General features: G+C 70.3%; 18 protein-coding genes and 1 pseudogene. 3 read left to right on the top strand and 16 right to left on the bottom strand.

Annotated features, from left to right (window positions below; all coding sequences use genetic code 11):
- Positions 1-74: 74 nt before the first annotated feature.
- The 3 genes from ACIP8W_RS17270 to ACIP8W_RS17260 all read left to right on the top strand — a co-directional run bounded on the left by ACIP8W_RS17270 (position 75) and on the right by ACIP8W_RS17260 (position 3,755).
- Positions 75-1,439, top strand: a complete 1,365-nt coding sequence (locus ACIP8W_RS17270) for an FAD-dependent oxidoreductase (protein WP_401948190.1) — start codon at positions 75-77, stop codon at positions 1,437-1,439.
- A 263-nt stretch (positions 1,440-1,702) separates the two neighbouring features.
- Positions 1,703-2,893: a S8 family peptidase gene (locus ACIP8W_RS17265; RefSeq protein WP_402203550.1), complete on the top strand. Its 1,191-nt coding sequence runs from the start codon at positions 1,703-1,705 to the stop codon at positions 2,891-2,893.
- A 247-nt stretch (positions 2,894-3,140) separates the two neighbouring features.
- Positions 3,141-3,755, top strand: a complete 615-nt coding sequence (locus tag ACIP8W_RS17260; RefSeq protein WP_402203548.1) for a hypothetical protein — start codon at positions 3,141-3,143, stop codon at positions 3,753-3,755.
- A 62-nt stretch (positions 3,756-3,817) separates the two neighbouring features.
- Here ACIP8W_RS17260 and ACIP8W_RS17255 read toward each other — a convergent pair whose 3' ends face one another.
- The 16 genes and pseudogenes from ACIP8W_RS17255 to ACIP8W_RS17180 all read right to left on the bottom strand — a co-directional run bounded on the left by ACIP8W_RS17255 (position 3,818) and on the right by ACIP8W_RS17180 (position 21,273).
- The gene (locus ACIP8W_RS17255) at positions 3,818-4,024 is read right to left on the bottom strand and encodes a ferredoxin (protein WP_402149855.1); all 207 of its coding nucleotides are present in this window, start codon (positions 4,022-4,024) and stop codon (positions 3,818-3,820) included.
- A 6-nt stretch (positions 4,025-4,030) separates the two neighbouring features.
- Positions 4,031-5,233 (bottom strand): cytochrome P450, encoded by a 1,203-nt coding sequence (locus ACIP8W_RS17250; protein WP_401948199.1) that lies wholly within the window; start codon positions 5,231-5,233, stop codon positions 4,031-4,033.
- Between the two features lie 75 nt (positions 5,234-5,308).
- A complete protein-coding gene (locus tag ACIP8W_RS17245) occupies positions 5,309-6,046 on the bottom strand; it encodes a class I SAM-dependent DNA methyltransferase (protein WP_402149856.1) in 738 nt (245 codons plus the stop codon).
- Positions 6,047-6,098: 52 nt separating this feature from the next.
- The gene (locus ACIP8W_RS17240) at positions 6,099-7,205 is read right to left on the bottom strand and encodes a YcaO-like family protein (protein ID WP_401948204.1); all 1,107 of its coding nucleotides are present in this window, start codon (positions 7,203-7,205) and stop codon (positions 6,099-6,101) included.
- Positions 7,202-8,314, bottom strand: a complete 1,113-nt coding sequence (locus ACIP8W_RS17235) for an aKG-HExxH-type peptide beta-hydroxylase (RefSeq protein ID WP_402203546.1) — start codon at positions 8,312-8,314, stop codon at positions 7,202-7,204. The genes ACIP8W_RS17240 and ACIP8W_RS17235 overlap by 4 nt, the downstream gene beginning before the upstream one ends.
- 606 nt (positions 8,315-8,920) lie before the next feature.
- Complete coding sequence (locus ACIP8W_RS17230; protein ID WP_402203544.1) at positions 8,921-10,243, bottom strand: polysaccharide lyase family 1 protein; 1,323 nt, start codon at positions 10,241-10,243, stop codon at positions 8,921-8,923.
- 14 nt (positions 10,244-10,257) lie between these two features.
- Positions 10,258-11,088, bottom strand: coding sequence for a rhamnogalacturonan acetylesterase (locus tag ACIP8W_RS17225; protein WP_401948210.1), 831 nt, complete (start codon positions 11,086-11,088; stop codon positions 10,258-10,260).
- Positions 11,089-11,364: 276 nt separating this feature from the next.
- Positions 11,365-12,699, bottom strand: coding sequence for an ABC transporter substrate-binding protein (locus ACIP8W_RS17220; RefSeq protein ID WP_401948212.1), 1,335 nt, complete (start codon positions 12,697-12,699; stop codon positions 11,365-11,367).
- A gap of 128 nt (positions 12,700-12,827) precedes the next feature.
- Positions 12,828-13,820, bottom strand: a pseudogene (locus ACIP8W_RS17215) (pectinesterase family protein); the annotation flags it as partial.
- Positions 13,821-13,991: 171 nt separating this feature from the next.
- Entirely contained in the window at positions 13,992-14,909 is a 918-nt protein-coding gene (locus ACIP8W_RS17210; RefSeq protein ID WP_401948214.1) for a PmoA family protein, read from the bottom strand.
- Positions 14,906-16,072, bottom strand: coding sequence for a Gfo/Idh/MocA family protein (locus ACIP8W_RS17205; protein ID WP_401948217.1), 1,167 nt, complete (start codon positions 16,070-16,072; stop codon positions 14,906-14,908). Before ACIP8W_RS17205 ends, ACIP8W_RS17210 begins: the two co-directional genes overlap by 4 nt.
- Positions 16,069-16,974: a carbohydrate ABC transporter permease gene (locus ACIP8W_RS17200; protein WP_401948220.1), complete on the bottom strand. Its 906-nt coding sequence runs from the start codon at positions 16,972-16,974 to the stop codon at positions 16,069-16,071. Before ACIP8W_RS17200 ends, ACIP8W_RS17205 begins: the two co-directional genes overlap by 4 nt.
- On the bottom strand, positions 16,971-17,951 hold the full coding sequence (locus ACIP8W_RS17195; protein ID WP_401948222.1) for a carbohydrate ABC transporter permease: 981 nt from the start codon (positions 17,949-17,951) through the stop codon (positions 16,971-16,973). Before ACIP8W_RS17195 ends, ACIP8W_RS17200 begins: the two co-directional genes overlap by 4 nt.
- Positions 17,952-17,993: 42 nt before the next feature.
- Positions 17,994-19,724: an L-arabinonate dehydratase gene (araD, locus tag ACIP8W_RS17190; RefSeq protein WP_402152273.1), complete on the bottom strand. Its 1,731-nt coding sequence runs from the start codon at positions 19,722-19,724 to the stop codon at positions 17,994-17,996.
- Entirely contained in the window at positions 19,721-20,632 is a 912-nt protein-coding gene (locus ACIP8W_RS17185; RefSeq protein WP_401948227.1) for a dihydrodipicolinate synthase family protein, read from the bottom strand. The genes araD and ACIP8W_RS17185 overlap by 4 nt, the downstream gene beginning before the upstream one ends.
- A complete protein-coding gene (locus ACIP8W_RS17180; RefSeq protein ID WP_401948230.1) occupies positions 20,629-21,273 on the bottom strand; it encodes a GntR family transcriptional regulator in 645 nt (214 codons plus the stop codon). The genes ACIP8W_RS17185 and ACIP8W_RS17180 overlap by 4 nt, the downstream gene beginning before the upstream one ends.
- Positions 21,274-21,449: the final 176 nt, after the last annotated feature.

Genomic DNA, 21,449 nt, shown 5'->3' with positions numbered 1-21,449 from the left:
CCGACTACCGACTAAGGATTGCCTTAGTTTAGGCTTTCCCGTTGAGTCACTCGCCGTTCGAAGGGAACCTGAACATGTCTCGCCCTCTGCGGGTAGCCATTGTCGGAGCCGGCCCCGCCGGGATCTACGCTGCCGACGCGCTGCTGAAGTCCGCAGTGGCGGCCGAACCCGGTGTGTCCATCGACCTCTTCGAGCGGATGCCGGCCCCGTTCGGCCTGATCCGTTACGGCGTCGCCCCCGACCACCCGCGCATCAAGGGCATCATCACGGCCCTGCACCAGGTCCTCGACAAGCCCCAGGTCCGCTTCTTCGGCAATGTCGACTACCCGAGCGACATCACCCTGGACGACCTGCACGCCTTCTACGACGGCGTGATCTTCTCCACGGGCGCGACGGCCGACCGGGCCCTCGACATACCGGGCATCGACCTCGACGGCTCGTACGGCGCGGCCGACTTCGTCTCCTGGTACGACGGTCACCCCGACGTCCCGCGCACCTGGCCGCTCACGGCGGAGAAGGTCGCCGTCCTCGGCGTCGGCAATGTCGCGCTCGACGTGGCGCGGATCCTCGCCAAGACCGCGGACGAACTGCTGCCGACCGAGATCCCGCCGAACGTGTACGACGGCCTCAAGGCCAACAAGGCCCTGGAGGTCCACGTCTTCGGTCGCCGGGGCCCGGCGCAGGCGAAGTTCAGCCCGATGGAGCTGCGCGAGCTGGACCACTCGCCGAACATCGAGGTCATCGTCGACCCCGAGGACATCGACTACGACGACGGCTCGATCGCGACCCGGCGCGGCAACAAGCAGGCCGACATGGTCGCCAAGACCCTCGAGAACTGGGCCATCCGCGATGTCGGCGACCGGCCGCACAAGCTGTTCCTGCACTTCTTCGAGTCGCCGACCGAGATCCTCGGCGAGAACGGCGAAGTCGTCGGCCTGCGCACGGAACGTACCGTCCTCGACGGCACCGGCAACGTCAAGGGCACCGGCACGTTCAAGGACTGGGACATCACCTCGGTCTACCGCGCGGTCGGCTACCTCTCCGACAAGCTGCCCAAGCTGCCCTGGGACGTCGAGTCGGGCACCGTCCCCGACCAGGGCGGCCGGGTGATCGGGGAGACCGGCGAGCACCTCCGGTCGACGTATGTCACCGGCTGGATCCGGCGCGGTCCCGTGGGCCTGATCGGTCACACCAAGGGTGACGCCAACGAGACGGTCGCCAGCCTGCTGGACGACCGCACCAACGGCCGTCTGCACACGCCCTCCTCGCCCGCCCCGGAGAGCGTGGACGCGTTCCTCGGTGAGCGGAACGTCCGCTTCACCACCTGGGAGGGCTGGTACCGGCTGGACGCCGCGGAGAAGGCGCTGGGCGAGCCGCAGGGCCGCGACCGCGTCAAGATCGTCGAGCGCGAGGACATGATCGAGGCCAGCGGCGCGTAACGCCCGCACCTGGCGCGGTCGTCGTATCCGGGGTGCCGGACGGCGACCGCGCTTCTGTCTCCGGCCCGGCGACGTACGGAGAGACCCGGGGCCGCCCGCGCCCTCCCGCCCTCGGTGATCTCGATTCCTGAACTGTGCGGCTGCTCCATCCGGTCGGTGCCGCTCAAGTCGTGGGCGGGTCCGGGACGAAGGAAGGGTGTTCGTCGTTCGCGACCCGTCCCCGGCGGGTCCGTGAACGGTTCCGTACCCTTCAAGGAGCACATATGCGCCTGAGCGCGCGCTGGGCACCGGTCGCCCTTCTGCTACTCGCCCCTCTGATCAGCGTCACCGGCACCACCGAGGCCACGGCCGACCAGGCCAGGAGCCTCGTACCGGTCGAGCGTTCCCCGCGCGCCGTTCCCGGCGAGTACATCGTCACCCTCAAGCCCGCGTTCTCCCCGGCCGTCGTGGTGCGGCAGCTGGGCGTCAGGCCGATGTTCACGTACGGGCACACGCTGAACGGGTTCGCCGCGCCTCTCACCGCGCAGCAGCTGCGGGTCGTGCGCGCGCTCCCCGGGGTCAGCGCGGTCGAGGAGAACGGCACCCTCAGTGTGGGCGCCGAGAGCCGGGCGGCCGTCCGTGCCGCGCGTCCGGCGGCCACCTGGGGGCTGGACCGGATCGACCAGCGCGCGCTGCCGCTCGACGGCCGCTTCGACGTGACGGCCACGGGCAAGGGCGTGACGGCGTACATCGTCGACACGGGCATCGAGACCGCGCACAGTGAGTTCGGCGGGCGCGCCACCGTCGGGTTCGACGCGCTGGGCGACGGACACAACGGGCAGGACTGCCACTCCCACGGCACCCATGTGGCGGGCACCGTCGGCGGCGCGACCCATGGGGTGGCCCCCGACGCCTCCCTCGTCGCCGTCCGCGTACTCGACTGCGGGGGCCGGGGCGAAACGGCCGGGGTCGTCGCCGGGTTCGACTGGGTCGCGGCCAATGCCCGGCAGCCCGCGGTGGTGAACGCCTCCATCGGCGGCGGGGCCTCCCGGGCCACGGACGTCGCCGTCAACGCCCTCGCGGACCGGGGCGTCCTGCCCGTCGTCGCGGCCGGGAACGACGCCAAGGACGCCTGTGGCGCCTCCCCGGCGAGGGCCGCGAAGGCGTTCGCCGTGGGCGCCACCGACAGCCAGGACCGACAGGCGGGTTTCAGTAACTACGGTACGTGTCTGTCGGGCTACGCCCCCGGTGTCGCCATCGTCTCCGCGAAGCTCGGCGGGGGCTTCAGCACACTCAGCGGCACCTCCATGGCCAGCCCCCATGTGGCGGGGGTCGTCGCGCTCTTCAAGGAGAGGTACCCGAACGCCGGTCCGCAGGACATCGACACCTGGCTCACCACCACGTCCACCAAGGACGTGGTGTCCCCGATCGGCACGGGCTCGCCGAACCGGCTGCTGTACACCGGCGGGCTCTGACCGTACGGCTCCCGGGTGCGGGCCCGTACCCGGGAGCCGTACGGGGCGCCGCGACCCCGGCGTACTCCGCTGTGTCCCGGCCCTTGCCACCCGGGAGGTCCGTGATCAGACTTGCCGTGCGGCAACCGGTTTCCCGCGGCTCCGGCCGTCCCTCCCGGCCTCTCCACGGGAGGGCCGAGCCATGCCGGGAGGCGTATGGGCGAGGGGTCCACTGGCCTCGTACAGGTTGGTAGTCCATACTCCCGCCGTGGAGCAGCGCATAGATCCGAACATCCAGCCCGAGTACACCGTCGGGACAGATCCGGCATATGTCCCCGGCCTGCTGGCCGCGCCCCCCGCGGGGGCGAAGGACACGGACCCGGAGCGGTCCGAGGCCGTCACCGAGGACGAGGCCGTCCCCGAGGCCGTCCCCGAGGCCGTCTCCGAGGCCGTCTCCGGGAACGCGAAGGCCGTCCGTACGGAGAAGGAGCAGTCGGCAGAGGAAGAGGAGAAAGGGAAGGCGAAGGGAGAGGCGAAGGCGAAGGGAGAGGCGAAGGCCGAGAGCGAGGACGCGGCCGAGGACACCGTCGCGGACGTGGCCGACGGCCCGGTCTTCGAGGTCAGCGACCGGCGCGGTTCGATCACCGCGGACCGTGACGGCATCCGGTTCCGGCTCGACGAGGAGGAGGCCGATTTCCGCTGGGACGAACTCGGCGCCGTCGAGGTGAACTCCCCGCGTTTCGCGCGGCGGTTCACGGTCACGGCCCATCTGTCGACCCGCCGCTGGTTCACCGCCGAGGTCGAGGCACCGGCCAGAAGCACCCTCAAGGAGTGGACGGCGGAGCTCGACACGGTCCTGGACGCCTACTTCGAGGAATCCTGACCGACCGGACGTGAAGCTGTCGGCCGCGAGCCCGCCGCACGGTTCCGCCGCGGTGGCGCTGATCAGCCGGCGGCCGGTGGGGGTACGAGGGAGATGGCCTCCACCGGACAGAGCGCCACGGCGTCCTCCGTGCTGCCGTCGGGCTCACCCGCCCCGGGAAGCAGCGCGGAGCGCCGGTCCCGGTCGAGTACGAAGTGGCGCGGCGCGGTCGCGGCACAGAGCCCCGACCCGATGCAGACGTCCCGGTCGAGGGTGATCCGACGGGTCATCCGCGCTCACCAGCCCACCGGCAGCGAGCGCGGGGCCCGGCTGATCAGCCCGCTCTTCCAGGTGGCGGGAGCGGCGGCGTACAGCGTCGGGAAGCGGGCGGTCAGCCCCGCCAGCGCCTCGTGGAGCTGGACGCGGGCGACCTGGGCGCCGACACAGAAGTGGGCACCGTGGCCGAAACTGAGGTGTGAGCGGACATCTCGGGTGAGATCGAGCAGATCGGGGTGGGGGAACGCGCGCTCGTCGTGGTTGGCCGATCCGGTGACCGCCATCACGGCCTCGCCCTCCCGGATGATCACACCGCCCAGCGCCATTTCCTCCGTCGCCACCCGGAGGTTGCCGCCCACGGTGTTCTGGGCGTACCGCAGGAGTTCCTCGATCGCGCCGGGGACGAGGGCGGGCTCGCGGCACAGCCGCTCGTACCGTTCGGGCCGCTCCAGCAGCAGATACACCATGCTCGCGAGGCGGTTGGCGGTCGTGCCGTAGCCGCCCGCCAGCAGGACGACGCAGAAGGAGACGAGTTCGTCCTCGCTCAGCCGGTCGTCGTCGTCCCGTGCCGCGATGAGGGCGCTGAGCATGTCGTCGCGGGGGTGGGCGCGTTTGGCGCTCACCAGCCCCGCCAGATAGCCGGTCATCTCCTCCACCGCCGAGTCCACCCGGTCGTCCGTCATGGCGGTGACACTGCGCAACGCCTCGCACCAGTGATCCAGCCGCTCACCGTCCTCGTGCGGTGTGCCGAGCAGATCGCAGATGATGGCCAGCGGCAGCCGCCGGGTGAAGTGCGTGACCAGATCGGTGGGTTGGGGGAGCGCGGCGAGTCCGGTCAGCAGCCCGTCCACCAGGCTCGCGATGGACCGGCGCATCGACTCGGCGCGCCGGGCGGTCAGCGCGGGAGCGATCAGCTTGCGCAGCCGGGTGTGGTCGGGCGGATCGGCGGCCAGGACGGAGTGGGGCAGTGTGGTCGTACGGCTGATCCGGGGCCCGGTGCCCCGTGTCGCGCGGGCCCGGCTGAACCGCGGGTCGGTGAGGACCCGCCGTACGTCGGAGTGGCGGGTGACCAGCCAGGCGGTGTCACCGCTGGGCAGCCGGACCCGTACGACGGGCTCGTACTGGCGCAGTTCGGCGAATTCGGGCAACGGGTCGAGCCCGTCCCGGTGGGGGAAGGGGAACCGCCGGATCTCCCCGGTCCGGCGGTACCTGTGACTCTCCATCGGCTCTCTCTTCTGTCTCTGCTGTCTCTTCTGCTTCTGTCTTCATGTGAAGGCGAACAGGAACGGGGGTGCTGCTCAGGGGCGTTCGTACACGGAGACATGGGAGGCGCTGTCCCGGGTGAAGGGCGCGCCGCTCCAGTCGCCCCAGCGCTCCTTGAGGCGCAGTCCGGCGCGTTGGGCCATCAGGTCGAGTTCGCCGCAGCCCGCGTACCGGAAGTCGACCCGCAGATGGCGGGTGCGGCCGTCCTCGTGGATGACGTAGTGCGAGCGGTAGTGCTGGACCGCCGGATCGAGTCTGCGGTAGCACAGCACCAGATGGCCGTCGCCCTCCGAGACGATGTCGGGACCGGTGGCCGCCGCGAGGGCCTCGGGGACATGGCCGTCGAGGACGAACACGCCGCCGGTCTCCAGATGCCCGGCCGCCCGGACGAAACAGCGCGACTGGCTCTCCTGGTCGCGCAGTTCACCGAAGGTGCCGCCCGCGAGATAGATCAGGGTGAACCGCCCGGTGACGGGTACGTCCGCGAAGTCCCCCTCGGTCACCGGGATTTCGGAGCCCAGTGGCTTGGCGCGCAACTGGCGTACCATCTCGGCGGAGCTGTCGACGCCGTACACCGGCAGCCCGCGTTCACGCAGCGGCAGGGCGATCCGGCCGGTCCCGATGCCGAGTTCCAGTACGGGGCCGTCGCCCGCGAGCGCGGCGAGCGCGGTCACGGTGGCACCGGTCGTTCTGGGCTTCCCGAACCAGCGGTCGTACTCCTCGGCGAACTCGGTGGTGTAACCGGGGCGCGGGGACTGCTCCGCAGGACGCATGGGGCTCCTCGTCGAGGCGATTTCAGCCGGAGGGGATTCAACCGAAGGGGATTCAACCGAAGGGGTGGGGATGGCCGGGACCGGCGCCCGAGGGCAGTGGCAGAGTGCCCGGCGCCAGCACCCGGACCACCCGGACTCCCGCGTCCCGGGCGGGCTTTCCTGTGGTGTCGACGAGCAGCACCTGCTGTCCGGTGTGTTCGGCCAGGACGAACAGCGGGTCGGTACGCGGGCGGTGCCCGTCCGCCGCCCCGGTGGCCGGCCGTACGTTCCACAACGCCAGGCTGTCCTGCCGGTGGTAGGCCCACAGCGCGTGCTGTACGGCGGTGACGGGCGGGCCCGCGCCGCGCCAGCTCTCCCAGGTGCGCCGCGCCACGGGGCTGTCCATGCTCCAGCGCACCATGACCGCCTCGTACGACGCCTTCTCGACCAGGGCCGGGACGGTGTCGGAGGGGCCGCAGCGCGCGCCGAAGGTCTGGCCGGTGCCGTCTGGCCGGTGCAGACAGACCACCGCGCACGCCGTCCCGGCCGGGGCGGGCACGAGGAAGGCCGTCGCCGTCAGCCCCGGGAGCAGGGCAGCGCCGGCCAGAGCCGGAGTGTCGGCCGGGATCAGCCGTGGTGGCGCCCCGGCCAGCCCGTACCAGCTGCGTCGTACCAGATCGCGTTCCAGCACCTCCCACGCGGCGTGCCGGGCCGCCGCCACCCGGTTGGGGTGGGCGGCCAGGCCGGTGGAGCCCGCCGAGGGCTCGGGGTCGCAGCCGGCCGGCGGGCGGTGGTGCAGATAGACGGAGGCCGCCGGGACGAACCGGGGCTCGCCCGTGGTCGTCCGGGCCCTGACCCACAGCCGTCTGGCCCGGGGCCTGACGGGCGGCCTGCGTACGGGAACGCCCGCGCGCACCAGTTCGTCGTAGGTGGAGACCGTCGAGGCGGCGGCCTCGGCCTCCCGTCCGGCCAGCACATTGCCCATCCGCTCCAGCAGCTCTCCCCGGGCGCCGATGGTGACCTGTTCGCGGTCGTGGCCCGCGGAGCTGCCGATGAGGACCGGGGCGCCGCCCGCGGCACTCGTCCCCTCGAACTCGGCGGAGCGCGCGGCGATCCGGGCGAGCAGCAGCCGTGGCTGGTCGGGGTACGGGGTGAAGACCTGCGGGGCCCAGGCGCTCATTCAGGCTCCCGGGGGCCGGGCCGTTGTGGACCGGGGCTCCGTGTGCCGGACCGCTGGGGGCCGGGCTGCTGTGGAACGGGTTCCTGCGCGCCGGGTCCCTGGGCACCGGGCTCCCGGAGTACCGCCTCGCACTGGCCGAGCACGGACCGGCCCGCTTCGGTCAGCGCGTCGGCGTGGCGGCCCAGTGTGTCCACGGCCTGGCGCGCGGAGGCGGTCAGGCGCGCTCTCCGCGCGGCGGCGGCCGGCTCGGCGGCCAGTAACTCGCTGAGCCGGTCGAGTCGTTGATAGAGCAGTACGCTGCGGGCCAGGACCACCGTCTGCTGGAAGAGCCCGCTGAGCGGCCGGGGATCGGCGCGCAGTGGAGTGGCGACCAGCAGCGCCCCGGGCGCGCCCGCCGAGCGCTCCGGGCCCTCGTCGGCCGGTGCCGGCGCGGGCAGCAGGAACGGCTCGGCCACGGCGGCCGCGTTGCACCTCGTGTGCGTACCCTCGTGGACGAGCGCCTCGGCGCAGCGCACCGGTCCCGGCAGTCCGGCGGCGTTGGCCGTCAGCCGGCTCCGGTGGATGAGCACCGCGCCGTGCACGGTGAAGTCCGTGAATCCGTCGATGGCGTCGCCGTCCAGCAGCGCGACTTCGGTGACGGTCTCCGCCAACTCCCCGACCATCTCGGGCCATGCCTCGGCGAGCAGGGCCATGGCCCGTACCAGCGCCTGCTGTTCGTCCGCGTCCCACGGGGCGACGTCTGCCACGACCGGGGCGCCGCCCGCTCCCGTACGGGGCGGGATGGACCGCAGGGCGCGGGCCACCGAGCGCCGCAGATGATCTTGCGGCGGGGCGGGGCCGAAGCCGGGCGGCTCCTCCCCGGCGACCCCGGCCAGCACGGACGCGAGTGCCGCGCGCCGCTCCGCCGTCAGCGGGCCCGACCGCAGCGCGTGCTGTGCGGTGTGTACGGCCTCGATCGCGGCGGGGTGACGCAGTATGCCGTCCGGCGGCGGGAGAGGCAGGGAACCGGAGGGGTCCGCGAGGTCCGCTCTGTCGAGTACGGTACGCATCCGCTCCAGCAGCTCCCTCCGGTCGTCCACGGCCTCTCGTGCGTCGGGCTCGACACGCATGGTGTGTTCCCCCTCTTCCCGTCTTCCCGGTCTCGGCTCTTCGGGCTCCGGCGCCCGGTTGCTCGGTGCTTCGCGTGCGGTGTTTCGGTGGTCGACGTTCGCGCGGTGACGAGACGCGCGGCGGGCCCGGGAGCCCGCCGCGCGTGGTGTGTCAGCTGCCGTCGAGGTCGGGAATGTCGACCATGAGCGCGAGTTCGGGGAGTTCCGTCTCCTCGACCTGCTCGATTTCCTCGTTCATGATGTGCTCCCTTCGCCGCACCGGCCCCCGCCGTGATCGACGGGCGTTCCACCGGCAGCGCCATCGTGCGGCAGCGCCCCCGGCGTCACCAGCGCGCCATCGGCTCGGCGGGAGATATCCGGACCATCGGGAAAAGTCCGGAAGGCGCCTTGCCCGGTGGCCCGGAGAAGCCGGTTCCGTATCCGCTCCTGCGCGCTCCGTTCGTATACGGCCGCTCCCCGCCCTGCGGCACGGCGCGGCGGCCGGTGGCAAGACCGGATTCCGGGCCGTCGTGGCGCGCGGAGCCGACCGGGGTTTGGTCCGGAACTCCGCCCCCGGCGGGCAGATGTACGAAAAGGGGATGGCCCCCTGCCTTCGGCGGACCCGGGTCAGCGGATCCTTCCGGTGCCGGCCCAGCTGTCGACGATGAGCGGCACCACGCGCGGGTTGTCGACCGCCGTCCGCAGCACCGGGATCCAGCCCGCGTCGGGGCGCAGGGTCTCCTCGGGGATCCGCGCGTTGTGGACGGCGAGCAGATCGACGTACCGCCCGTTGACGTAGTTGCCCGAGGTGGTGACCGGCGCGTCCTTCCACTTCTTCAGGATCAGACCGCGGTTCACACCCCGGGGGATCGTGAACGCGTTCTTCTCGGCGACCAGTTGGGATTCGATGCCGATTCCGAAGGAGTGTCCGTAGCCCGACTTCTGGACGACATAGTGGTTGTTGTACGCGTCGACCCGGCCGAAGCGGACCCGGGGGGCGCGCTCGACGAGGTTCTTGAACTGGTTGTGGTGCAGGGTGACCCGCAGCTTCCCGCGATCGGTGGCGGACGCGCTGTCACTGTTGCCGATCAGCATCGTCTTGTCGTGGTCGGTGAAGACGTTCCAGGACGCGGTGACAAGGTCGGCGCCCCGGACGATATCCAGATGGCCGTCGTGCTGCTGGAACAACCGGCCGAAGTAATAGGGCTGTTGGCCATCTGGGCGGCGGCCGTCGGTGAAGGTGTTGTGGTCCACCCACACATGCGTGGACCCGTAGAGCACCAGATTGTCGTACTCGGAGTTCCAGTTGCCCAGCTCGGTGTCGGTCGGGTCCCACTGCGGGAAGCAGTCGGACGCGTCCTCGAAGGTGAGGTTGCGGATGATGACGTTGTCGACACCCCTGACCTGGAGGCTGCCGCCGAGGATACGGGCGTCCCTGCCCACACCGACGATCGTGGTGTTGGCCGGTACGGACGCCTTGATCTGCGCGTCCTGACGTTTGGCCGACGCGGCCCGCAGATCCTCCTGCTCGCCGCTCACCTCGTTCTCGTACCCCCACACCGCCGGGTCGTACGCGGCGAGATACTTGTCGAAGTCGTAGCCGGGCACGGCGTAGTCGTCACAGGTATGGGTGTTTCCCGCGCTGTCGGAGAGCGCGTCGAGGGTGCCCTTGACCCGGATGATGGAGGGCGTGTCCTTGGCGGCGGCCAGCGCCGTTCTGAACTCGGCCCAGGTGGTCACGGTGTAGACATGGTCGGCCTCGGCGGTGCTGCCGCCGGTGGTACCACCGCTGTCGGAGGCCCAGCCGTCGTTCGCGGGGAGGACCGCCCGCTCCACGGGCACGGCGGGCCCCCGGGGCTGCCCCTGCGCCGGGACCGCGAGGGAGGTCAGCGCCATGCCGCACGCCAGCGTCGTCACTATGAGGCGAGCATGACTTCTGGAAAAGGACATGATCGGTACGCTCCTCAGTCGTCGAGCCAGATGAGCCAGGATTCGGGGATCTCTTCATCGAGCCGGCGCAGTTCGTGGGGGGCGAGCACCCGCTCGTCCCGCAGGGCGCGGGCCACCAGACGGGCCACTTCGACAGCGCCCTTCGGACGCAGATGCGTGTTGTCCGACACGCCGTCGGGGTAGTTCGGCGACTCGCCCGGCGAGAGCCAGTTGAAGTACGCCGCCGACGCCTCCGGGCCCAGCAGCTGCCACAGCGCCAGCGACATGGCCTGGAGGTCGAGCAGTGGCACCCGCTCGGCGGCGGCCAGTGCGCGCACCGCCGCCGGGTACTCGCCGTGTGTCGCGACCGCGTCGCCCGAGGCGTCGAATCTGCGGCGCTCCACGGAGGTCAGCAGCACCGGCCGCGCCCCGGCGTCCCGCGCGCCTTTCACGTACTGCCGCAGACAGTCCTGGTACGTCGACCAGGGTTCGGTGTAGCGCGTGGGGTCGGCGGTCTTCTCGTCGTTGTGTCCGAACTGGACGAGAAGCAGATCGCCGGGACGGATGGCACCGAGGATCGCGGCGAGCCGTCCCTCGTCGATGAAACTCTTCGAACTGCGGCCGTTCACAGCGTGGTTGGCCACGGTGAGCCCGCTGCCCAGCAGAAAGGGCAGTGCCATGCCCCAGCCGGTCTCGGGGGCCGCGCGGGCGTACTTGGCGGCGGCCGTGGAGTCGCCGGCGATGTGAACGGTTCTGGTACGGCGTCGCTTGCCGGGGGAGCCGGCCGCCGCGGGGGAGGCGAGTGCCGTCACCCCCAGCGGCGTGGCGGCGAGCGCCGTCGCGGCCTGTCTACGCGTCATGGACATTCCGGCCTGCCTCACTTCGTCGAAAGGTACGAGAGTGGGTGTCACGGGTGTCACGGGTGTCGCAGATGTGCGGAGGCGCGGGGGGTTGGGTGCGGCGCCGAGGAGTGAAGGTGTGGACGTAACGGGTGTGGTGTGCCGAGGCACGCGAGGGCGCGAGGCACGCGGGTGTGTGCGGGTGCGCGGTGTGTGCGTGTCGTCGGGTGCCGGAGCGGGGCGGCGGCGGTGTGTTCCGACGATGGTGGTGGGCCACCGCCGGCCCGCTCGGCTTTCGGTGGGTCAGCTCTTGTTCTGCTCCTTCCACTCGGCCTGGGCGTCGTTCAGCTCCTTGGCGACCTTGTCGGCGAACTCCTTCGCGGACATGTCACCGAGCAGCACCTTCTGGAAGTTCGGCTCGTTGCCGCTCTTGCTGATGGTGTTCCAGTCGGGCAGGTAGTACGGCAGGTTGACGATCTTCGTGGAGCCGTTGCTGAGCGCCTTCATCGCGGAGTCGGTCGGCTCGGCCGCCGTGATCCAGGAATCGGCCGCGGCGTCGGTGTTCGCCGGGATGGAGCCCGCCGACTCGTTCCACGCGCTGTTCGACTTGTGGGACGCGGCGAACTCGATGAGCTTCCAGGCCGCCGCTTTGTTCTTGCTGTTCTTGAACAGGCCCAGACCGTCCACCGGGTTGGAGACCTGGATCCGCGAACCGTCGTCCTGCGTCGGGTACGGCAACCCCTTGAACTTCGCCTGACCGAGCGCCTTCACATGGTTCTGGTACGAGGCGAGGTTATGGGTCAGCATCCCGATCGTGCCGTTGTCCCACTGCGCGACCATCTTGATGAAGTCATTGTTGACGTCGGCGGACGGTGTCACCTTCTTGTACAGCGCGACATACTTCTCCAGCGCCGCGATGTTCTTCGGGTCGTTGAGTGTGGTCTTGTCGCCGTCCCAGAAGGACGTGATGCCGGACTGCCCGTACATCGCGTCCATGGCCGGGGCGATCGAGCCCGCGCCGCCCCGGATGGTGTAGCCGAACTGGTTCTTGCCGGCCGCGGTGAGCTTCTCGGCCGCCGCGTAGAACTTCGCCCAGGTGGTGGGTGGTTCGAGACCGGCCCGGGAGAACAGGTCCGTGCGGTACCACAGGGTGCCGTTGTTGCTGGAGGTCGGCACCGAGTACATCTCGTCGCCCCGGCCGCCCGCCGCCTTCACACCGTCCGCCATGACCGGGACGAGCTTGCCCTTGAGGCTGCTGCTCTCGATCCGGTCGCCCACCGGGTCCAGGACATCCCGGATCACCAGGTTGGAGAGATAGGCGGTGGTGACACCGCCGACGTCCGGGAGCCCGCCGCCGTCGATCGCCGTGTCGTACTTCTGCTGGACCTGGTCGATCGGGATGCCGACGTACTTGACCTTGATGTCCGGGTTCTGCTTCTCGAAGTCCTTGATGATCTGTGCCCAGATATCCCTGCGTTCACCCGTGTTGTTGTCCCAGAGGGTGATCTCGCCCGTGCCGGACCCCTCGGCCCCGGTCCCACCGCCGTCGTCACCGCACGCGGTCGCCGTCAGGGCGAGTACGGCGGACAGGGAGACGGCCGCGGCCGTCCGCCCTCGGTATGCCTTCGTGATGCTCATGGTCGGCTCTTCTCTCTCACGTCTCTGGGAATAGGTCGAGCGAATGCGGGTGCGGCGAACCACGGGAACGGGTGGCGCGACGGGGGGTGACGGGGACGGGGGTGACGGGGTGACTCGACGGTGCCGGTTCAGTGCTGGTGGGTACGTACGGAGGTGTGCGGAGCCCAGCCGTCCGCGCCCGCCAGATAGTCCGCGACCCGGTGGCGGGCGGCGTCGGCGGCCGGCAGCTGCGGCCGGTCGGCCGTCACGGTCGCGCCCGGTCCGTAGGTGCGGTACTCCGCGAAGCGGGCGTCCTTCCACGAGAACCCGCTCATATCGGTCCATGGCGAGGGCTTGACGGCCGCGGGCAGTTCGGTGTTGTGGAAGAGGACCTGGGCGATGGCGTCCGGCTCGCCGCCCGGATGCCACGGCCGGCCCAGATGGAAGGTCTGCGCGGGCGCGTCACTGATGACACGGCTACGGGTGATGAGGAAGCCGTACGGATTGCCCTTCCAGGTCGAAGCGGCCGTGATGTAGCCGTTGTTGGTGTCCGAGCCCCGGCTGAGCGCCTTGATCAGCGAGCGCTCGATGACGGTGGTGGCCCGCCCGTAGACGAAGTCGACATCGCCCTCGATGTACGAGTCGCGGATATAGACCCGGCTCACCGCGGTCAGCCGGGGGCTGTCGGTCATCAGGGTGTCCTGATTGGCCTTGAAGGCGGTGTTCTCGAAGACGATCCGGTCGCCGGTCGTCTTCATGGCCAGGGCCTGTTCGCTCCGCAGGTCGTGCGCGGCCTCGTCGAAGTCGTTGACGAAGGTCAGATTGCGGGCGGTGACATCGTTCGCGGCGATCAGGACCGTGGCGCTGCCGCTCGAACCGCCGTACTCGTTCGGTGTGTCGAAGACGATGACGGACTGGGACCGGTCGTGTCCGGTGCCCTGGAAGACCAGATGCGGCTTGGTCGCCGGGACCCGTACCTGCTCCCGGTACGTACCGGGAGCGATGGCGATCGTGACCTGTTCGGTGTTGCCCACGGGCACCGCGTCCACGGCGGCCTGCACGGTGGGATGGTCGGCGGGGACGTGCAGCACGCTCCCCGAGGGCCGGGGCGCGGTGTGCGCGGACGCCGGAACGGCCGCGGAAACGGACGAGGCGACAGACACCGACGCGGACGCCGGAGTGGTGACAAAGACGGCCAGCAGGGCGGCCAGGGCGGTCAGACCGATCGTTCCGGTCCGCGGACGGGTGGTGCGCGGGTGTGCCATCGGGGCTCTCCTCACAGGGGGGTTACGGGGGGCCGGGCGGGGGCGCGCTCACGCCGTCACCGCCTTGCGGGCGAGCGCGGCGGCGGCCCGCCGGTCGAGCCGGCCGTCCGCCACGACGGTCACCACACGCCGGGCGACACTCCCCCCGGCGGGCAGTGGCAGCCGCCGCCCCCAGGCGAGGGCGGAGCCGACCCCGGGGTATTCGGTGGTACGTACGAACCACGGGTCGTTCCGGGTCGCCTCGTTCGCCCCGCAGAAGAGCAGGGTCCACCCCTGCCCGGCCAGCGCCAGCCAGTCGGTGGTGTGCCCGTGCACCGCCGCCTCGCCGGTCGCGTCCCCGGTGAAGACATCCGGCGCCGGATCCCCCGGGCGCTGCTTGGGCGCGCGCCAGAAGAACCCGCCGTAACCCGCCTCCGGGCGCCCGTTGGTGGCCGGGCTCCCGATGGACAGCTCCTCGCCCGATACGTTGGTCAGCGCGGTGGTGAAGTCCAGGGCCCACGCGTCGGCGGAGAGTGCGAGGGCGCTGATCGTGCGCCGTTCCCTGAGCAGTTCGTACCCGGAGCGCTTCCAGGACAGCTCCTCCACACACCCGTCGGGGTCCCGCAGCAGCCAGCCGGTGTGTTCCTGCGTACCGTGGTTGTCCATCGCGACGGGCCCCCGGTCGCGTACGTACGTCCGGCCGCCCCAGAAGTTCACGGTGGGGAAGGTCGCCCCCGAGATGTCCGGAACCGCCATCGACACCCCCAGATGGTGCGGGTGGTCGGCGGGCCGCACCTCGGTGACCGTGACACCGCCGAGTGTGCGTACGGGATGCAGATACGGACGGGGGGAGGGCACCGAGGGGCTCCCGGGCAGTTCCTCCCGGTGCGGTGGGTGCGGCCGGTGTACGTAGGTGGCCACCGGGCCGCTGTCACAGTGCAGCACGGTCGCCGCCGCGGCGCGGTCCATGCGCGTCAGGCTCTTCATGAGTGCACCTCCGCCGGGGGCGCGGCCCAGTCCGCGCCCAGTTCGGAAAATGTGGAGAGTGTTTCCGCGCTTTCTTCGACCAGTGTGTCGATGCCCTTGACGATCCGGCGCGGTGCTTTGTCGCCCGGCGCCCCGTACCAGGCACCCGGGGGCAGCCGCACGGGCAGCGGGGCGGTTCTGACGGCCTCGACGATTCGCATGAAACCACCGGTGCGCCGGGGCGGTACGAGCAGTCCGGCCTCCCCGCGCGTGTGCGCGACGAGGTTCTCCAGCAGATCGGTACGCGTGTGGACGGTCTGGACCGGGCCCCGGTTCACCCGCTGGAGCAGCACCCGGTCCTCCTTGTACCAGAAGGTGATCCGCCCGGAGGCGCCGTGGATCAGGACGTACGGTTCCCCGGCGCGCTCCGCGCAGAGGGTGACGGCGACCGTGACCGGGGTGCCCGCGGCCGTCCGCAGCCGCAGACAGCTGGTGTCGTCGGCCTCGATGTCATGGGCGCGGAACTGTTCCAGCTCCACCGCGCCGATGTCGTCGGCCCCGTCGCTGCCGTCGATGCGCAGTGCGGTCGCGACGGCGTGCGCCAGCGGGTTGGTCAGCACCCCGTCCACCACGTCCCGGTCGTCCAGTGTGCGCTGCCCGGCCCAGGGCGCCCGCGCGTAGTACGCCTCGTCCCGCACCCATGCCCCGGCGGCGCCGATCCCGCGCACCGGCCCGATCGCACCGTCCGCGACCAACTCCCTTATCACCTCCACTGCATGGGAGCCCAGCGACTGGAACCCGACCTGGCAGGCGGTGCCGTACGCGTCGAGTCCGGCCAGCAGTCGTTCGTACTCGGCGTACGAGGGGGTGGTCGGCTTCTCCAGCAAGGTGTGCACACCGTGGGCGGCCGCGGTGAGCGCCAGATCGGTGTGGGTATGGATGGGCGTGCAGATGACGGCGGCCCGCGCGCCGGTCCGCTCCAACAGGGCGCCGAAGTCGGCGGACTGCTCGGGCGCGGCGAACCCCGCCAGCTCCGCCGGGCTCAGCGGGTTCAGCTCACAGACGCCCACGAGCCGTACCAGCCCGGCCTGTTCGAGCCGCCGGATGTTCGCCAGATGGGTACGGCCATGGCCACGCGCCCCGGCCAGCACCAGGGGCAGGGCCGTCCCGCCGGAGGCGTTCATCCCTTCACCGCGCCCGCGCTGAAGCCGGTGATCAGCCACTTCTGGATGAAGGCGAAGACGATGACCACCGGCACCGCCGAGATCACACCGCCCGCCGCCAGCGCGCCGAAGTCCACACTGTCCGCGCCGATGAGGGTGGACAGACCGACCGGGATCGTCTGCTTGTCCTGGTCCATCAGGAACATCAGGGCGAACAGGAAGTGGTTCCAGCTGTGCACGAAGGCGAAGGAACCGACGGCGATCAGACCGGGTCGCAGCATCGGCAGCACGACGATACGGAACGCCTGGAACCGCGAACAGCCGTCCACCCAGGCCGCCTCCTCCAGGGAGTACGGGACGTTCTTGATGAAACCGCTGATCAGGATGATCGACAGCGGCAGCTGGAAGACCGTCTCCGCGATGATCACACTCCCCATGGAGTTGATCAGCTGGAGGTTCTTGAAGATCTGGAAGAGCGGCACCAGCATCAGCGCGCCCGGGATGAACTGCGAGCACAGCAGCGCCAGCATGAAGCCCTGTTTGATACGGAAGTCGAAGCGCGCCAGGGCATAGCCCCCGGCGAGCGCGACACCCGTCGTACAGATCAGGGTGAACACCCCGATCAGCGCGCTGTTCTGGAAGAACACGGAGAACGCGCGCTCGTTCCACACCTTTTCGAAGTGCTCGAAGGTCATCGGCCACGGCACGAGCGCGTCGGAGCCCGCGGGCCGCAGGGAGAACAGCAACATCCAGTAGAAGGGGACGAGGGTGAAGAGCAGATAGAGGCCGAGCGGCAGATGGATCTGCCACCGGGGCACCTCGTCGAAGGCGCGCTCGCGCCGCTTCCGGCGTACGGGCGGGGGCGTCGGGCCGCCGTCCAGGGGCGGTGCGGGGGCGCCCTTCTCGGTGATCACGGCGGTCACTTGTTGTCGCCTCCGAACTTGCTCAGGCGCAGATAGAGGATCGAGCAGAAGAGGAGGATCGCGAAGGCGACGGTGGTCAGGGCGGTGGCGTAGCCGAAGTCGTGTGCCTCGAACCCGGTGACCGCGACATAGAGCGGCAGTGTGGTGGTGACGCCGGCCGGACCGCCCTCGGTGAGGGTCAGCAGCAGATCGACGTTGTTGAACTCCCATACCGCCCTGAGCAGGGTGGACAGGATGATCGCGTCCCGCAGATGCGGCAGTGTGATGTGGACGAACTGCCGGAACCTGTTCGCGCCGTCGACCGACGCGGCCTCGTACAGATCCCCGGGGATGGACTGGAGATCGGCGAGGATGAGTATCGCGAAGAACGGTACGCCGCGCCAGAGTTCGGCCAGAACCGCCGCCCAGAAGACGGTGCCGGTATCGGAGAGCACGGACGACCCGTAGGTGCCGATGCCCGCGTCCGCGAGATAACGGCCCACACCGGTAGAGGGGTTGTAGAGCAGCAGCCAGATGGTGGTCGTCAGGACGCCGGAGACGGCCCACGGCGAGAAGACCAGGGCGCGGGCGACGGCCCGGCCCACGAAGGTCTGGTTGACCAGCAGCGCCAGGATCAGACCGAAGGCCAGCTGGAGCGTGACCTCGGTGACGACCCACTTGCCGCTGAAGACGAGACTGTCCCAGAACAGCGGGTCGTCGGTGAGGATGCGCTTGAAGTTGTCCAGGCCCGCGAAGCCGTTCCGCCACGGCTTGGTGGGGTTGTAGTTCTGGAGGCTGTAGTAGAAGACGCTGAGCATCGGATAGGCGATGAAGCCCAGCATCAGCAGCCCGGCGGGGGCGATCAGCAGATACGGGAGATGGCGCGGTGACACTCCGGTACGGCGCGCCGGCTTCTTCGGCGCCGGGGACCTGGGCGCCGGGGTCTTGGGCGACAGGGGCGGCGCCCCTGATGAATCCTGCGCCACAGCTGGGGCCATGACCGCTACTCCGTTCCTTCGGTGAATGGGGCGCATGCCCGATCAGCCCACGTAGGGGTCGGGCACCTCGCCCGGCTTCGCCAGGAAGGCGAAGTCGCAGCCGGTGTCGGCCTGGGTGATCTGTTCGTTGTAGAGGGCGCCGTAGCCGCGTCCGTAACGCTCGGGAGGCGCGGTCCACTCGGCCCGGCGGCGAGCCAACTCCTCCTCTTCGAGGTGCAGATGGAGGATACGGGCCTCGACGTCCAGGGTGATCGAGTCCCCGGTACGGACGAGCGCGAGGGGCCCGCCGACATGGGACTCGGGCGCGATGTGCAGCACACAGGCCCCGTAACTCGTCCCGCTCATGCGGGCGTCGGAGAGCCGCACCATGTCCCGCACCCCCTGCTTCAGCAGGTAGTCCGGGATCGGCAGCATTCCGTACTCGGGCATGCCGGGACCGCCCTTGGGACCGGAGCCCCGCAGCACCAGCACATGGTCCGGGGTGATGCCGAGTGCCGGGTCGTTGATGGTTCGCTGCATCGTGCGGTAGTCCTCGAAGACCACGGCGGGGCCGGTGTGTTTGAGGAGGTTCGGATCGGCGGCGATGTGCTTGATGACCGCGCCGTCGGGGCAGAGGTTGCCGCGCAGCACCGCCACACCGCCCTCCGCCGCGAGCGGGTTCTCCCGTGGCCGGATGACCTCCGGATCGTGTACGAGAGCGCCGTCGAGCTGATCCCGCAGTGTGGGGTGGGCGGCGGTGGGCCGGTCCAGATGGAGGATGTCCGTCAGCCGGGTCAGAAAGCCCGGCAGCCCACCCGCGAAGTGGAAGTCCTCCATCAGGTACCGGCCGCCCGGACGGAGATTGGCGAGCACCGGCACGGTCCGCGCGATCCGGTCGAAGTCGTCCAGGGTCAGCCGGATCCCCGAGCGTCCGGCCATCGCGATCAGATGGATCACCGCGTTGGTCGAGCCGCCCAGTGCGAGGACGGTGGCCACGGCGTCCTCGTACGCCTCCCTGGTCAGCAGCTTGGAGAGCCTCAGATCCTCCAGGACCATACCGACGATCCGCAGGCCGGAGGCGGCGGCCATCCGGTCGTGGCCGGAGTCGACGGCGGGGATCGACGACGCCCCGGGCACAGTGACCCCCAGCGCCTCGGCGGCGGCGGTCAGGGTGGAGGCGGTGCCCATGGTCATACAGTGGCCGGGCGACCGGGCGAGCCCGTTCTCCAGCTCGGCCAGCTCGGCGTCGCCGATCAGCCCGGCCCGCTTCTCGTCCCAGTACTTCCACATGTCGGTCCCCGAGCCGAGGACCTCGTTGCGCCAGTGTCCCGGCAGCATCGGCCCGGCCGGGACGAACACCGACGGCAGGTCCACACTGGCCGCGCCCATCAGCAGCGCCGGTGTGGTCTTGTCGCAGCCGCCCATCAGCACCGCGCCGTCGACCGGATAGGAGCGCAGCAGCTCCTCCGTCTCCATCGCCAGCAGATTGCGGTAGAGCATCGGGGTGGGCTTCTGGAAGGTCTCGGAGAGTGTGGAGACCGGGAACTCCAGCGGGAAACCGCCGGCCTGCCACACCCCCCGCTTCACCGCCTGCGCGCGGTCCCGCAGATGGACATGGCAGGGGTTGATGTCGGACCAGGTGTTGAGGATCGCGATGACCGGCTTGCCGAGGTGTTCCTCGGGGAGATAGCCGAGCTGGCGGGTGCGGGCGCGGTGGCTGAAGGAGCGCAGTCCGGACGCGATGTCACCGCCGTACCACTGCCGGCTGCGCAGGTCCTCGGGCCGTACGGTCATATCGCCCACCCCGCCACGAGCGACGCGACGGCGGCACGCTGGTCCTCGGGCAGTTCACGGCTGGGCGGGCGGATGTCGCGGCGGCACAGCCCGAGGGCGGCCAGCGCCTCCTTCACCACCGTCACATTGTCGGCGGACTGCCGGGCGGCGCGCAGCTCCTCGAAGGGCCTGATCTGTTCCCACACCTTCATGGCGCCCGCGTAGTCCCCGGCCCGCAGTGCCTCCAGCATCCCCAGCGAGACGGCCGGTGCGACATTGACCAGTCCGGAGGTGAATCCGGTGGCCCCGCCCGCGAAGTAGGAGGGGGCGTACAGCTCGGCGAGTCCCGCGACCCACACAAAGCGTTCGAGCCCGGCGTCGCGCGCGAAGGCCGCGAAGCACGCGGCGTCCGGCACGGCGTACTTCGCCCCGATGACATTGGGGCACAGCTCGCCGAGGACCGCGAGGCTCTCGCCGTTCAGCTGCGGATTACGGATGTACGGGACGACCCCCAGCTCCGGCACCGCCTCGGCGATGGCGCGGTGGTAGTCGATCCAGCCCTCCTGCGACACATAGGGGTGGACCGGCTGATGGACCATCACCATGCCCGCCCCGGCGGCGCGGGCGTGTTCGGCGGCGGCCACGGCGGTGGGCACCTCCAGGCCGATTCCCACCAGGATCGCGGCCCGGCCCGCGGTCTCCTCGATGGTCAGCTCGGTGACCGCGCGGCGCTCGTCGGGGCTGAGCGCGTAGTACTCGCCGGTGTTCCCGTTCGGTGTGAGTGTACGTACGCCACCGTCCAGCAGTCGGCGCAACAGGGCACGGTGCGCGGCGGTGTCAATGGTGTCGTCGCTGGTGAACGGGGTCACCGGGATGGCCACGACATCGGCGAGCGCGTCCCGCGACGACGTGAGATCGGGGCTGTTCATACGTGGTCTCCCTCGGGGAACGCCCGCTGTACAAAAGAGGCGATGTGATCGTGCAGGGCAAGGGCGGCGCCGTCGATGTCACCCGCGAGCGCGAGCCGCAGGATCTCCCGGTGCTCGTCGGCCTCCCGCTCCCAGGACGGGACCGCGGCCCAGGCGACGGTGGAGACCAGGGCCGCCTGGTCGCGTACCTCGTCGAGTACTCTGGTGAGCAGCGGATTGCCGCAGGACAGATACAGCGACCGGTGGAACTCCCGGTTGGCCAGGGAACGTTCGGCCCGGTCCGTGGCCCCGTCCGCCCTGAGCAGTGCTTCCCGCGCGTTCTCCAGCGAGGCCCGGCGGGCCAGCGAGCGGCGCAGCGCCTCGGGCTCCAGCAGCATCCGTACGTCGTAGACCTGGTGGGCCATGGCGGCGTCGACGGTCCGCACGGTGGCGCCCTTGAACTGGCTCATGACGACGAGTCCGGTGCCGGCCAGTGTTTTGAGCGCTTCCCGGACGGGGGTCTTCGACACGCCGAACTGCGCGGCCAGTTCGGTCTCGACCAGGGCCTGACCGGGGGTGAGTCCGCCGGTGAGGATGGAGTGTTTGATCGCTTCGAGAACGTACTGGGTGCGGGAGGGGATCGGGCTCGGGGCGAAGGCCATCGGCGCTCTCAGATCTCGTGTCTCGTATATGACGTACGAAGTACGACGCGATGAAGTTAGGGTCCGCCGTCGTGTTTCGTCAATGCTTCGCGCGGAAGTTCCCTGTGGTCCAAGGCTGTTGGGGCGGACCAGGAGCGCGAACGATTCAACGGATGTCGTCCGAACCGTTGACGTAT

Source organism: Streptomyces sp. NPDC088554, assembly GCF_044752945.1.
GTDB lineage: Bacteria > Actinomycetota > Actinomycetes > Streptomycetales > Streptomycetaceae > Streptomyces.
This window is presented reverse-complemented; position numbering and strand designations above follow the sequence as displayed.

Coding starts and splice junctions, on each gene's coding strand:
- ACIP8W_RS17270 (WP_401948190.1), top strand. CDS start 75: ATGTCTCGCCCTCTGCGGGTAGCCATTGTCGGAGCCGGCCCCGCCGGG.
- ACIP8W_RS17265 (WP_402203550.1), top strand. CDS start 1,703: ATGCGCCTGAGCGCGCGCTGGGCACCGGTCGCCCTTCTGCTACTCGCC.
- ACIP8W_RS17255 (WP_402149855.1), bottom strand. CDS start 4,024: ATGACCCGTCGGATCACCCTCGACCGGGACGTCTGCATCGGGTCGGGG.
- ACIP8W_RS17250 (WP_401948199.1), bottom strand. CDS start 5,233: ATGGAGAGTCACAGGTACCGCCGGACCGGGGAGATCCGGCGGTTCCCC.
- ACIP8W_RS17245 (WP_402149856.1), bottom strand. CDS start 6,046: ATGCGTCCTGCGGAGCAGTCCCCGCGCCCCGGTTACACCACCGAGTTC.
- ACIP8W_RS17240 (WP_401948204.1), bottom strand. CDS start 7,205: ATGAGCGCCTGGGCCCCGCAGGTCTTCACCCCGTACCCCGACCAGCCA.
- ACIP8W_RS17235 (WP_402203546.1), bottom strand. CDS start 8,314: ATGCGTGTCGAGCCCGACGCACGAGAGGCCGTGGACGACCGGAGGGAG.
- ACIP8W_RS17230 (WP_402203544.1), bottom strand. CDS start 10,243: ATGTCCTTTTCCAGAAGTCATGCTCGCCTCATAGTGACGACGCTGGCG.
- ACIP8W_RS17225 (WP_401948210.1), bottom strand. CDS start 11,088: ATGTCCATGACGCGTAGACAGGCCGCGACGGCGCTCGCCGCCACGCCG.
- ACIP8W_RS17220 (WP_401948212.1), bottom strand. CDS start 12,699: ATGAGCATCACGAAGGCATACCGAGGGCGGACGGCCGCGGCCGTCTCC.
- ACIP8W_RS17210 (WP_401948214.1), bottom strand. CDS start 14,909: ATGAAGAGCCTGACGCGCATGGACCGCGCCGCGGCGGCGACCGTGCTG.
- ACIP8W_RS17205 (WP_401948217.1), bottom strand. CDS start 16,072: ATGAACGCCTCCGGCGGGACGGCCCTGCCCCTGGTGCTGGCCGGGGCG.
- ACIP8W_RS17195 (WP_401948222.1), bottom strand. CDS start 17,951: ATGGCCCCAGCTGTGGCGCAGGATTCATCAGGGGCGCCGCCCCTGTCG.
- araD (WP_402152273.1), bottom strand. CDS start 19,724: ATGACCGTACGGCCCGAGGACCTGCGCAGCCGGCAGTGGTACGGCGGT.
- ACIP8W_RS17185 (WP_401948227.1), bottom strand. CDS start 20,632: ATGAACAGCCCCGATCTCACGTCGTCGCGGGACGCGCTCGCCGATGTC.
- ACIP8W_RS17180 (WP_401948230.1), bottom strand. CDS start 21,273: ATGGCCTTCGCCCCGAGCCCGATCCCCTCCCGCACCCAGTACGTTCTC.